13 protein-coding genes and 1 riboswitch are annotated in these 12,813 nt (G+C 49.6%); of the genes, 12 read left to right on the forward strand and 1 reads right to left on the reverse strand.

The window, feature by feature from the left end:
* The first annotated feature begins 95 nt into the window (after window positions 1–95).
* Window positions 96–866 carry a tRNA1(Val) (adenine(37)-N6)-methyltransferase gene (locus NSS79_RS00120; protein WP_340895711.1) on the forward strand — a complete coding sequence of 257 codons (771 nt, stop codon included), beginning with the start codon at window positions 96–98 and terminating at the stop codon, window positions 864–866.
* The gene (rsmI, locus tag NSS79_RS00125) at window positions 866–1,771 is read left to right on the forward strand and encodes a 16S rRNA (cytidine(1402)-2'-O)-methyltransferase (RefSeq protein ID WP_340895709.1); all 906 of its coding nucleotides are present in this window, start codon (window positions 866–868) and stop codon (window positions 1,769–1,771) included. The genes NSS79_RS00120 and rsmI overlap by 1 nt, the downstream gene beginning before the upstream one ends.
* Window positions 1,772–2,614: 843 nt before the next feature.
* Here the strand turns inward: rsmI and NSS79_RS00130 are convergent.
* Window positions 2,615–2,869: an AbrB/MazE/SpoVT family DNA-binding domain-containing protein gene (locus NSS79_RS00130; protein WP_019914502.1), complete on the reverse strand. Its 255-nt coding sequence runs from the start codon at window positions 2,867–2,869 to the stop codon at window positions 2,615–2,617.
* Window positions 2,870–3,174: 305 nt separating this feature from the next.
* On the opposite strand from NSS79_RS00130, the gene NSS79_RS00135 reads away from it, so the two are divergent.
* The 10 genes from NSS79_RS00135 (at window position 3,175) to purR (ending at window position 12,607) form a co-directional block, all read left to right on the forward strand.
* Window positions 3,175–4,458 carry an HD domain-containing protein gene (locus NSS79_RS00135; RefSeq protein ID WP_342437847.1) on the forward strand — a complete coding sequence of 428 codons (1,284 nt, stop codon included), beginning with the start codon at window positions 3,175–3,177 and terminating at the stop codon, window positions 4,456–4,458.
* Between the two features lie 54 nt (window positions 4,459–4,512).
* Complete coding sequence (locus NSS79_RS00140) at window positions 4,513–5,283, forward strand: TatD family hydrolase (RefSeq protein WP_038584350.1); 771 nt, start codon at window positions 4,513–4,515, stop codon at window positions 5,281–5,283.
* 198 nt (window positions 5,284–5,481) lie between these two features.
* Window positions 5,482–5,709: riboswitch (cyclic di-AMP (ydaO/yuaA leader) on the forward strand.
* A gap of 290 nt (window positions 5,710–5,999) precedes the next feature.
* Window positions 6,000–7,160: a ubiquitin-like domain-containing protein gene (locus NSS79_RS00145; RefSeq protein ID WP_342437848.1), complete on the forward strand. Its 1,161-nt coding sequence runs from the start codon at window positions 6,000–6,002 to the stop codon at window positions 7,158–7,160.
* A gap of 152 nt (window positions 7,161–7,312) precedes the next feature.
* On the forward strand, window positions 7,313–7,864 hold the full coding sequence (gene rnmV, locus NSS79_RS00150; protein WP_342437849.1) for a ribonuclease M5: 552 nt from the start codon (window positions 7,313–7,315) through the stop codon (window positions 7,862–7,864).
* Window positions 7,861–8,745 carry a 16S rRNA (adenine(1518)-N(6)/adenine(1519)-N(6))-dimethyltransferase RsmA gene (gene rsmA / locus NSS79_RS00155; protein WP_038584358.1) on the forward strand — a complete coding sequence of 295 codons (885 nt, stop codon included), beginning with the start codon at window positions 7,861–7,863 and terminating at the stop codon, window positions 8,743–8,745. The genes rnmV and rsmA overlap by 4 nt, the downstream gene beginning before the upstream one ends.
* A 102-nt stretch (window positions 8,746–8,847) precedes the next feature.
* Entirely contained in the window at window positions 8,848–9,747 is a 900-nt protein-coding gene (gene yabG / locus NSS79_RS00160) for a sporulation peptidase YabG (protein ID WP_341119291.1), read from the forward strand.
* Between the two features lie 289 nt (window positions 9,748–10,036).
* Entirely contained in the window at window positions 10,037–10,312 is a 276-nt protein-coding gene (locus NSS79_RS00165; protein WP_019914493.1) for a Veg family protein, read from the forward strand.
* 157 nt (window positions 10,313–10,469) lie between these two features.
* Window positions 10,470–10,646 carry a small, acid-soluble spore protein, alpha/beta type gene (locus NSS79_RS00170; protein WP_019914492.1) on the forward strand — a complete coding sequence of 59 codons (177 nt, stop codon included), beginning with the start codon at window positions 10,470–10,472 and terminating at the stop codon, window positions 10,644–10,646.
* Window positions 10,647–10,805: 159 nt separating this feature from the next.
* Window positions 10,806–11,660, forward strand: a complete 855-nt coding sequence (gene ispE, locus NSS79_RS00175; RefSeq protein ID WP_342437850.1) for a 4-(cytidine 5'-diphospho)-2-C-methyl-D-erythritol kinase — start codon at window positions 10,806–10,808, stop codon at window positions 11,658–11,660.
* A gap of 119 nt (window positions 11,661–11,779) precedes the next feature.
* Window positions 11,780–12,607: a pur operon repressor gene (gene purR, locus NSS79_RS00180; RefSeq protein WP_038584367.1), complete on the forward strand. Its 828-nt coding sequence runs from the start codon at window positions 11,780–11,782 to the stop codon at window positions 12,605–12,607.
* The last annotated feature ends 206 nt before the right edge of the window (window positions 12,608–12,813 follow it).

Genomic DNA, 12,813 nt, shown 5'->3' on the forward strand with positions numbered 1-12,813 from the left:
GGTTCGGGCAAAACTAAGCATATGCTTCCGAAGCATGTTTTGTTTCGCAGGATTTCATTGAAGTGTATGCTCAACAAAACTTTTAGGAGATTACAATGACGAATTTTTCTAACGAAATACCTGTTCCTTTACTGCCAACGGAGCGGGTGGATGATTTATTGACTCATGATCTGCGGATTATTCAGAGTGATGAAGTGTTCAGCTTCTCGATGGATGCCGTACTGCTGGCCCGGTTTGCAGGTATACCGCCACGCGGCAGAGTACTTGATCTTTGTACTGGCAATGGAGTTATTCCGATACTGCTCACTACACGAACCAAAGCTTCTATAGAAGGTATTGAAATTCAGCCCCGTTTGGCGGATATGGCCCGCCGTAGTGTAGCCTTAAACGGCCTGCAGGAGCGGATTAAGATACATGAAGGGGATTTGCGTGAACTGCATAATGAGGCTGGATACGGTGTATACGATGCGATTACCGTTAATCCGCCGTACATGCCGCTTAACGGAAGCGATCTCAAGCTGAATACACATCAAGCGATGGCCCGCCATGAGCTTGGCTGCACGCTGGAAGAGGTGATTCAGGCATGTGTAAGACTGGTCCGCACCGGAGGCAAGGTAAGTATGGTACACAAGCCACAGCGTCTGGTGGATATTATCAGCCTGATGAGACAAAACAGACTGGAGCCGAAGCTGATTCGTTTCGTGCATCCAAGAGCGCATTTGGAAGCCAATATGGTATTGATTGAAGCTGCACGCGATGGAAAGCCTGAGGTGCGTTTACAACCGCCGCTGATCGTATATAATGAGGACAATCAATACTGTCCGGAAATTATGGATATTTATTATGGAAACAAAGAGGGTAAATGATGACTATAACATGCCAAAGCAGCTTTCAAAATAACAATGATGGAATTAAACCGCCAGGATGCGGTTGTCTTTATCTGGTCGCTACGCCAATCGGCAATCTGGAGGATATAACTTACCGTGCGGTCCGCACTTTAAAAGAATGTGATATTATTGCCGCCGAGGATACAAGACAGACGCGTAAGTTACTGAGCCATTTTGAAATTACGCCTTCCATGCTGTTCAGCTATCATGAGCATAATAAGGCTGCCAGTGGACCGGAACTGATCCGCTATATAATAGAAGGTAAAAATTTGGCGCTTGTCAGCGACGCCGGTCTGCCGGCAATTTCCGACCCTGGAGCAGATCTTGTAGCACTGGCCGTCAGCCACCATATTCCGGTCATTCCGATCCCCGGAGCTAACGCGGCTTTGTCAGCTTTGATCGCCTCCGGCTTGCCGACCACAAATTTTACCTTTGTCGGGTTCCTGCCCAGGGAGCGTAAAGATATCCGTAGTGTATTATCCGCTGTTCGTTCTGTGCAGGGGACTTTGCTGTTCTATGAATCGCCGCACCGGGTAGCCAAAACCTTGGTTCATCTGCAGGAGGCATTCGGCAACCGCCGGGTAGTACTGGCCCGTGAACTGACAAAACGTTATGAGGAGTTTCTGCGCGGAACGATTGAGGAATGTTCTGCTTGGCTGGCCGAACATCCGCCGCTTGGCGAATATGTCATCGTGGTTGAAGGGGAAAGCAAAGAAGAGGCTGAGATTGCTGAATCCTCCTGGTGGCGTGAGCTCAGCATTGAGCTGCATGTCGCTCACTATGAAAACGCAGGAATGGCACGGAAGGAAGCTATGAAAAAAGCCGCCGCAGACCGTGGCTTGGCCAAACGCGATATTTACAATGCATTGTTGGACAGGGAGTAAAGGGCGTTTGCCTTCGTAAAGCGATTCCCGCAGGGAGAGCGGGCAAAAGCAGAAAAAGCTACTCACCAGCCAGCAACCAGTAACCGCTAAAGTCACTGGCCCCCACTACTGTAAAGCGATTCCCGTAGGGAGAGCGGGCAAAAGCAGAAAAAGCTACTCACCAGCCAGCAGCCAGCAAGCGCTAAAGTCACTGGCCCGTGTCACCGTAAAGCGATTCCCGCAGGGAGAGCGGGCAAAAGCAGAAAAAGCAGCTCATCAGCCAGCAGCCAGCAAGCGCTAAAGTCACTGGCCTGTGCCACCGTAAAGCGATTCCCGTAGGGAGAGCGGGCAAAAGCAGAAAAAGCTACTCATCAGCCAGCAACCAGTAACCGCTAAAGTCACTGGCCCGTGTCACCGTAAAGCGATTCCCGCAGGGAGAGCGGGCAAAAGCAGAAAAAGCAGCTCACCAGCCAGCAACCAGCAAGCGCTAAAGTCACTGGCCCGTGCCACCGTAAAGCGATTCCCGTAGGGAGAGCGGCTTTATCGCCCAAACGTTGCATGGGAGCGCCTTCGCGCAGCCGCCATAGGCGCACGGCCTATGGCGAAATCCCTCGCATGGCAAGGCCCTGAGGGCGTGCCCGAAAGAGGGCCGGTCCACCGTCACAGTTACTCCTTTACGCGCGGCCACAAATTAGACAAACTTCCGGGTGTCCAGAGGGCCGGGGCCCTTGGGGCCCTCCCTGTAGGGAGGGTTTGGGAGGGTAAAAAAGCATAAAAAATACCTCCCGCATCAACGGGAGGCCAAGGAGATATAAAAAGGTTAGAATTAACAATTTGATTAGTTCCTATTATAACCTATTTGTTCTAGTTTGTCACAGGGGTAGGGATAGCAGAAATGCATTCATGACAAACAATTTTTCCTTTGAAATAGGTTACATTCTCAGCATTGCCGCAGAAAATGCAAGCTGGCTCGTATTTTTTAAGCATGATCCGCTCACCGTCCACGTAAATTTCGAGCGCATCTTTTTCTCCAATGCCCAGTGTACGGCGCAATTCGATCGGAATAACAACCCGTCCAAGCTCATCTACTTTTCTTACAATTCCTGTTGATTTCATCATTACAATCGTTGCTCCTCTCAATGTTCAAAAGCGTCATTATTCGACATTGTTCACCGTTTTATGATATTTATAATACCAACCATTCCCAAAACAGTCAACCTTTTTTGAGGCTAATTTTAAGGAATTTTTAAATAAAACTTTTATATCGCCTACATTACACATAAATTCATACAAATGCAGATAAAATTAAATTGTCGATTTGTAAAACGTTAAAATGACACAATTCGACAAAGTGCGACATAATTCATTATTATACTACCTATTACCTCTTATTTCTAATTATATTATTCGAAGGAGTTGAACACATGAAGCAACCGCTGACAGAAGAGAAGGTTTTCAAAGATCCGGTTCATAACTATATTCACGTGCAGGACACAATTATCTGGCGATTAATCAACACTAAGGAATTTCAGCGTCTGCGGCGTATCCGTCAGCTTGGCACCTCCTATCTAACCTTTCATGGTGCAGAGCATAGCCGATTTTCACATTCCCTTGGTGTCTACGAAATTACACGCCGTATCATTTCGCAGTTTGAGCGAAGCGGGTATAAGGATTGGATACCGGAGGAGAGCCTGCTCACTCTATGTGCAGCGCTGCTGCATGATTTGGGGCATGGCCCGTTCTCCCATTCTATAGAAGAAGCCTTTGAAATGAACCATGAAGACTGGACCTGCCGTATCATTCTGGAGGACACGGAGATCACCGCGATTCTGCGGGATGTGGCAGAGGATTTTCCCGGCAAGGTAGCTTCGGTAATCTCCAAAACTTATGAGCATGAAATTGTAGTCAACTTGGTTTCCGGCCCTCTGGATGCTGACCGCATGGATTATCTGCTCCGCGATGCATACTACACGGGAGTAAACTATGGGACGATCGATATTGACAGGATCCTAAGAATGCTGCGCCCATACCATGGAAGGGTAGTGGTTAAGGAGTCAGGGATGCACGCCATCGAGGATTACTTAATGTCGCGCTATCAAATGTACTGGCAGGTATATTTTCACCCGGTCACACGCAGTTCCGAAATCATTTTGCGGCAAATTTTCCGCAGAGCCAAAGAGCTGTACCAGAGCGGTTATGAATTCCGGTTCATGATTGATCCTTTAGGTGATTTGTTCCGCGGAGAGGTTACGGTGGAACAATATCTGCTGCTGGACGAAGCTATGATCCAGACCGCCTTTATGCAATGGACTTTGGAGAAGGATGAATTGTTAAGCGACTTGTGCAGCCGGTTTATTCATCGTAAACTGTATAAATATGTAGAGATGGAGAACCTTGATTCCGAGACGATTGACGAAATACGCCGCAGCTTTGCCGTGGCAGGGCTAGATGCCGATTATGATCTGGAAATTGATTTTCCGACAGATTTACCCTATGATGTGTTTCGTCCGGGACAAGGCTTTGACAGCAAGCAAATTCTGCTGCTTGACCGCCATGACAAACTGAGGGAGATCTCTGAAGTTTCAGATATCGTACGCTCCATCAGCGGAATTCACCGCGGCCGTTATCACCTGTATTTTCCACAGGATAAGCTGCAGAAAGCCCTTCCATTGCTGCCTTCTTCAATCGCAGAAATCTTTGCAAAGTAATCCAAAAATACTTGGAATTCATCATAGAAATTATGACAGAAAAGGGGATGTAACATGCAATTGTTCGACACGCACACCCATCTGGATGCTCCGCAATTCGACGAGGACCGCGAAAAGGTAATCGCCAATGCGCTCGAGGCAGGAGTTACCAAAATGATTAATATTGGCTTTAACAGGGAAACAATCCCAACAACCATGAAGCTTGCTGAAACCTATGATTATATCTATGCAGCCGTCGGATGGCATCCGCAGGATGCCATAGACATGAGGGACGGGGATCTCGAGTGGATTGCCTCACTGTGCAGTCATAAAAAAGTAGTCGCCATCGGAGAAATTGGGTTGGATTACTACTGGGATACCTCTCCCAAAGAGGTACAGCATGAAGTGTTCCGCAAACAAATCGGACTGGCCCGTGAACTGAAAATGCCGATTTGCATTCATAACCGTGATGCTCATGAAGATGTGGTGCGGATTCTCCGTGAAGAGAAGGCTGATGAAATAGGCGGAGTGATGCACTCCTTCTCCGGCAGCTGGGAAATAGCCAAAATGTGCCTGGATTTAGGCTTTCACCTGTCCTTCGGGGGCCCGATTACATTCAAGAACGCCAGAGTGCCAAAAGAGGTGCTGGCCCAGACTCCGCTGGACCGATTGCTGATCGAAACGGACTCGCCTTATTTGACACCGCACCCTTTCCGGGGCAAGCGAAATGAGAGCGCACATGTGAGATTAGTAGCAGAGGCTGCCGCGGAAATAAAAGGGATTGATTTACAGGAATTGGCGGAAATTACGTATGCGAACGCACTGGAACGATTTGGGATTGTCTGAAATCGGGAGTAAAAGCGGTGAAAAATGAAGTATAGCCGATATATTAAACTTTTTTAATTTAAAAACGGCTGAATATTACAATATTTTAATCATTTTTTTGCGTAAACGTGGTTGAATCGTCCTTTACAACATGCATCAAAACAGGATATCATCTTTTCAGTGCAGTGAGCTGTTGTTACTGTGACAGTCACTGAATCATGGATCGTCTCGCTGAGTCTCCGTATGGAGAACGGGGGAACCAATAATGCCTGCCGCATGTCCGTACATAGAGTACAACACAGAAATGCCGCAGAATTTATTTGATTTCTTCACGTGGTCTTTGGGGTGAATTTGAGGGCAACCGCCGTGAGCGGGTGACCTAAGATAGGGCGTCTCTCTTATGCCCGAACCCGACAGCTAACCCCGTAAGCGCAAGTAAGAGAGGAAACCTCGTGCATAAACATTCCCGCGTATTCTGACATCCGGAGAAGCCACGAAAGAGTCCTCTGTGAACTCTTTTTTGGGCTTTTTTTGTTTTGAATAATGCGAATGTTTCCAGCATACTGTTATATAACAGGTATCTGGAGTAATTATGCCGGGCAGGCGATCCATGAGCAGGAAACGCTGAAGCAATGCGGGCGTATCCTGTTGCAATCTCAAACCTAGTTTCGTCAGCAATCATACAGTCACCTTGATATACTACTTGACGACGGGGCTATGTAAGGAGGATGGAGAGAGTGGGCGTATTCCAACCAGAAGTATCCCATGATTCGCAATCATCCAGCAGGTCTTTCGCATTACGGTGGAAGCAAGTGAATCCTCGCTTACTTTCGCTTGCAGGTGCGGTATCAATCGTTATCGCGCTGCTCATTCTGCTGTACGTACACGGTCAGAGCAAGAAAGAGATATTTTTAGTAATAGACGGGAAAGCACAGACGCTGGAAACGCGCGAAGCGCTGCTCAGTGATGTGCTGGCTAAGGAACAAATTTCGCTGCAGCCGCATGATGAATTATCTATTGGCCTTAGTGATGAGATACAGGACGGCGACCGTGTCGTGATCAATCGTGCGCAGAAGTTTAGTCTCACTGCGGATGGAGCAACAAAAACGCTATACACCACCGAAGACACTATCGGTGACGCCATTAGCAAACTGGGTTTAAGCCTGGAGAGCAGTGACAAGATATACCCTTCGCTTGACACCACAGTATCGGCCGGCATGGAAATTAAAATTGTCCGCATCAACAAGCAGATTGTGGAGCGGAAGCAAAATTTGCCATTCCAGGTCATTAAGACCTCAGATCCTTCCCTGACCAAGGGGAACGTAAAAGTGGCACAGTTAGGCGCACCAGGCGTCATGGTCCAGCATATCGAGAAGGTCTACCAAGATGGAGAACTGGTTTCTATGCGCATGATTGGCAAGGAAGTACAGACGGTTACCAAGCATAAAATTGTTTATGTTGGTACGAAGCCCCTGCCAAAGCCCGTTGTAGCTGCTGTGACAACTTCCAAAAAAAGTACGGCATCCAAAACAACCAAAGTTTCCGCAAAAAGCAGTAACGTCGTGCACAAGGCAGGCGTAGATTTCCAATACAAAAAGATGATCAAAAATGTGTCGATGACAGCCTATTCTTCAGAAGAACCAGGCATTGGGACCCGCACGGCTTCTGGCACACGCGTAACAGAAGGCCGGACTATAGCTGTGGACCCGAATGTAATTCCTATCGGCTGGTGGGTGTACATTGAGGGATTAGGGTTTCGCCGAGCAGAGGATACCGGCGGTGCCATCAAAGGCAACAAGTTAGATGTTTATTACGATTCACTGAGCCATGCCCGTAATTTCGGCCGCAAGTCCCGGACTATTTATGTGATCGGTCCAGTGAAGCCAGAGCTGAATTAACGTGGTCCGCTTTTGCAAATTAACGGTTTATAAGCTATAGTGAGGGTAGCACTGACAGAACGGGCTGCCGCTCATCACTTATACATTCTTTAGCCAAAAAGAAGGGGAGCGAATCCTCTTCTTTTTGTGTTTTACAGGAAGGAGCAACGTGTATGATTAAGGAATTAATTGTGGTGGAAGGCAAGAGTGATACGGTTGCCGTCAAGCGGGCGGTGGAGGCCGATACGATAGAGACTGGCGGTTCAGCGGTAGACCGCAAGGTTATCGCCAAGATAGCGCTGGCAATGGAACGCAGAGGCGTGATCATCCTTACGGATCCCGATCATGCCGGCGAACGCATCCGCAAGATTGTTTCCTCCAAGGTGCCAGGCTGCAAGCATGCATTCATCCCGGAGAAGGATGCTACACGCAAAGGGGATATCGGTGTTGAGAATGCATCACCGGAAGCGATCCGTCATGCGCTGCAGCATGTACATACCTCCTTTGAAGGGGCCCCTGCCCTAATTGGGCTGGAGGATCTTATGGCGGCGGGCATGCTGGTGCATTCGCGAGCGGCTGAGCGCAGGATGGCGCTGGGCAACGTGCTTGGCATCGGGTATTGCAACGGCAAACAGCTATACAAGCGGCTGGCTATGTTTGGCATCACGCGGGAAGAATTCTCCGGAGCTCTCGCACAAATTGATCAGGGAGGCATTACTTCATGAGTGGCAATAACAAGATCTCATCGCCGGTACGGACCAAAGAAATTATTCAGCGCTACGGTTTTTCGTTCAAAAAAAGTCTGGGACAGAACTTTCTGATCGATCAGAATATCCTTGATAAAATAGTGGACGCAGCAGAATTAACCGACTCTGCGGGCGCCCTGGAGATTGGTCCGGGTATCGGAGCGCTTACTGAACGGCTGGCCATGGCTGCGGGTGCGGTGACTGCTGTAGAGATCGACCGCAGACTGATTCCGATTCTGAGGGATGTATTGTCTCCGTACCCGCATGTCAAAATCCGCAATGATGATGTGCTGAAGGTAAACCTGCAGGAATTGTTCACCGAGGATTTTGCAACCGTCGACAAAGTAAGTGTGGTTGCCAACCTGCCGTATTATGTGACAACCCCCATACTGATGAAACTGCTGGAGGAGAAACTTCCGCTGGATAATATCGTGGTAATGATCCAGAAGGAGGTTGCTGAGCGTATGGCGGCTTCTCCGGGCGGCAAAGAATATGGAAGCCTCAGCATAGCCGTGCAGTACTACAGTGAGCCTGAGCTGGTCTGTATTGTGCCGCGTACGGTCTTCATCCCGCAGCCGAATGTGGAATCTGCTGTAATCCGGCTGAAGGTCAGAGAACGTCCTCCGGTTGATGTGGCTGATGAGAAGCATTTCTTTGAAGTGGTTCAGGCTTCCTTCACCCAGCGGCGCAAGACAATAGCGAACAATCTCAAGGCCCGCTTCTTCCCGGGAGAAGGCCGTGAGCGCCTGGAGGCGCTGCTGGCTGAGGCTGGCATAGAGCCAACCCGCCGCGGGGAGACGCTGAGTATTGCGGAGTACGCCCGGCTTAGTGCTGTGCTGCTGGCGGCAGGAATCGCCTAGAGTATGCAGTGTGAAACATCGCGCTTTATCTTTTGAAAATGCGGCTGTTTAAGAACCAACCATGACCTTTGCCCATACGATGGGGGTAGAGGTGGTGTTGTCATGAATTTAGGAGACTTGGTCGTTCGCAAATCTTATGGTGGAGATGTAACTTTCCGGGTGGAGAACATCGTGCAGAGTGGAGCCGTAATCAAAGGCACAGAATTCCGCCTGTTGGCGGATGCTCCCCTGGACGACTTGGTTCAAGTGCCGCCTACCCGTATTACAGAACGGGGACAGCAGGCACAGATCAAAGCGAAGGAATCATTGACAAGGTTGCGTAAGGACCGTCAGGAACAGAGCCAGCGCAGCGGAGAGACTGTTGCCGGAAGCTGGCCGCAATCTCCCAAGGAGGCAGCTTATTTCGAGGTGCCGGGCAAAGTGCTGCATTTGGACGGTGATGCGCTTTATTTGAACAAAAGTCTTAGCTTGTATGAACAGCTGCGGATTCCCGCAGAAGGACATCATGTTCACGAGTCCAAAATGGCGGAGACGTTATACCGGCTTCTGCCCCGTGTGCGTCCGGATATCGTAGTTATTACTGGCCACGACGGGGTGCTGAAACAGCCGCATACTTATGATCTCTACAGTCTCAGCAGCTACAAAAATTCGCAGAACTTTGTGGCAGCTATTGGGGTTGCAAGGGAATATGAACGGAATTTTGATGCCCTGACCATTGTGGCGGGAGCCTGCCAGTCGCATTTTGAGGCACTGCTGGGGGCGGGGGCCAATTTTGCCAGTTCCCCGGGGAGAATCCTGATTCATGCGCTGGATCCCGTCTATATAGCGGCCAAAGCCTCTTTTACCTCGATCCGTGACACTGTGAGTCTAGGTGATGTACTGAATCATACCATCAGCGGCAACCAGGGAATGGGCGGGATTGAGACACGCGGCAGCTTCCGGATCGGAATGCCTCGCCTGCAGAATCTTTCCGCGCTGAAAGTTACCCCGTCGGCGATATAGTATCGTGGCCCTGGAAAGGCCATACGCAATAATTTCCAGAATGGCAGGAACAAAAAAAGGAAAGGATAAGCATAACGCTTTTCTTTTCCTTTTTTTGTTGTGAAAGCCGGACAAGCGGTGATAGCCTCCGGTATATTATTACCGATAACAAGGCGCCTCGGTCGGCACTCTTTCGTTCCGAAAAAATTCCGTTGACAACTATTTTGGCATCATCTATAATTATTTATTTGCTTTGACAATGTTTGTGAAAAGTTGTATAATGGACAAGGAAAGAGGTGGTCGTCAGGTAATGGCTAATAACGCGCTGTTAGAAATTAAACGCAGTCTCGAAGCTCACGTCGGTCATAAGATCACGTTGCGTGCAAACGGTGGACGTCGTAAGACCGTTGAACGCACCGGTGTCCTGGAAGAAACGTACCCTTCTGTATTTATTGTCAAACTGGATCAGGAGCAGCAAACCTTCAAGCGTGTCTCCTATAGCTATGCCGATATTCTTACGGAGTCTGTGGAGATCACAGTTTGCGAAGACGATGGGCAAATGCGGATTATGTATATTAAGGCTTAAGTGTTACGGACAGTCTCCTATGGGGGCTGTTTTTTGTTTTTTGAATATAACAACGGTGTGGACGGTTTCTTCGCGGGTTGAATGATCATTGCCCCGGTACAGCATACTAAAGGAGCAATAAGCTTATCATCTACTACCCTAAGGAGGAATTCCGCTAATGAGCCGCAGAAAACGAGGCATGATGTCGGAGGAACTGAAGACGGAATTGGCCAAGGAGCTTGGATTCTACGAGACGGTGGAGCGGGACGGCTGGGGTGGAATCCGGGCCCAGGATGCAGGGAATATGGTGAAGAGGGCCATTCAGCTTGCCGAGCAGGCTGCCCGGAAGTCTTAACCGCTTTTGTGCGGAAAAACGGTCATACAAAAGGGGAGCCGTCCTTGCGGCGGTCTCCTTTTCGGCCTGTCCAAACTTTTGATAATGGACTTCGTTACAAGTTTCTCATATAATATGTTAAGTTGTTTTTACGGGAAAAGCTGAAGGTGGGTGAACGCCTTGAAAATGTATGAGAAAGCGCCGGCCAAGATCAATTTGATGCTGGATGTGCTTCACAAGCGGCCTGACGGATTTCACGAAGTGGAAATGATTATGACCATGGTGGATCTGGCGGACCGTTTGGAGCTATCAGAGATGAAGAGAGACTCGATTATTATATCAAGCCAGGCGGGATATATTCCGCTCGACGAGAAGAACCTTGCCTTTCAGGCGGCGAGGCTTATTAAAGACCGTTATAACGTGAAGAGCGGTGTACATATCCATCTGGACAAAAGAATTCCGGTCGCTGCCGGCCTTGCCGGCGGCAGCAGCGATGCCGCAGCTACGCTGCGCGGCCTGAACAGGCTCTGGCGCCTTGGTATCCCGGCGCAGGAGCTGCAGGAACTGGGCGCCGAGCTGGGCTCGGACGTGCCGTTCTGCGTCACAGGAGGCACTGCCCTGGCTACGGGCAGAGGCGAGCGGCTGACTCCGATTGAGAATCCGCCGCAGTGCTGGGTCGTCCTGGCGAAGCCGCCGATTAATGTGTCGACGGCTGAGGTGTATGGACGCGTACGAGCGAATGACATTGCGGTGCATCCGTCGGCAACGCGGATGCAGGAGGCCATTGCAGCGGGCGACTTCCACGCAGTCTGTGCGGGGCTAGGCAACGTGCTGGAGGATGTGACGCTGAAGCTCCATCCTGAGGTACAGCAGCTGAAGGAAGCCATGATGAAGCTGGGTGCAGATGGAGTGCTGATGTCCGGCAGCGGACCGACCGTCTTCGGTCTGGTATCCAAGCAGTCGAAGGTAGCCAGAATTTACAATGGACTGCGCGGATTCTGTAAGGAAGTTTACGCGGTACGTTCGCTGAGCTGAAGAGCTTCCAGAGAAACGGCTAGCCCTGTCAAAGGCAGAACAGCCGTTTCTTCTTGTGTAAATCCGTACAAAAGTGATATTATTTTATAATAATATTCGGTTTTGGCGAGGAGCATTCCGTGAAAAAACTTAAAAGAAGCCAACGTTTGGTAGACATGACCCAATTTTTGCTTGAGAAACCGCATGACCTGCTGTCGCTGTCAACATTTGCAGACCGGTATGGCGCGGCAAAGTCATCCATCAGCGAAGATTTGGCTATTATAAAAGAAGTATTTGAAGGCGAAGGCATGGGTGAGCTGCAGACACTGGCCGGTGCGGCAGGCGGGGTGCGTTATATTCCTAGAATGCCAACAGAGATGGCGCTGGCCTTCGTTAACCGTTTGTGCGGACAGCTGGAGCAGAGCGACCGGATTCTGCCCGGCGGTTATTTATATATGTCTGACCTGCTGGGGCTGCCTTCTCTGATGGAACAGGCCGGAAAGATCATTGCAACGGCTTTCTACGGGGTAGAGATTGATGTAGTGATGACCGTGGAAACCAAAGGCATTCCGCTGGCTTATGCCACAGCTGCACAGCTTGGGCTGCCGGTGGTGCTGGTGCGCCGTGACCATCAGGTGACTGAGGGCTCTGCGGTTAGCATCAACTATGTATCGGGCTCGCACAAGAGCATACATACGATGTCGCTGTCGAGAAGGGCGCTGCGTGAGAAGTCGCGGGTGCTGATCGTGGATGATTTCATGAAGGCTGGCGGTACTGTACGCGGTATGGTCGATCTGCTTGGCGAGTTCAATGCCGAAGTGGCTGGTGTAGGTGTACTCGTGGAATCAGGTGCGGTGGAGACGGAAGAGCGTCTGCTGCATGACTATGTATCTCTGGTGAAGCTGAATGAGGTAGATTCCAAGGTGCGGCGGATTTCAGCGTATCCGGGTAATTATTTCTCCTCCTGAGCTGGACAGTCACTTTGCGCTAAAGAACAGTAAAATGTCGAAAGCGTAAGGGATTATTAGAAAACCCCGCGAATGGTGTCGAAATCAATGGTTGCGCAAAAATAATCTTCATTATCAGGCATTTTTTGGAATCAAAAAGAAGGAATTCGCTTTGCTGTGTGGAATTATACACCAAGTCTCTGATGGAAAAAGGTGGTGAACACACA

Origin of the sequence: Paenibacillus sp. FSL L8-0436 (assembly GCF_038593025.1) — a bacterium.
Lineage (GTDB): Bacteria > Bacillota > Bacilli > Paenibacillales > Paenibacillaceae > Paenibacillus_AQ.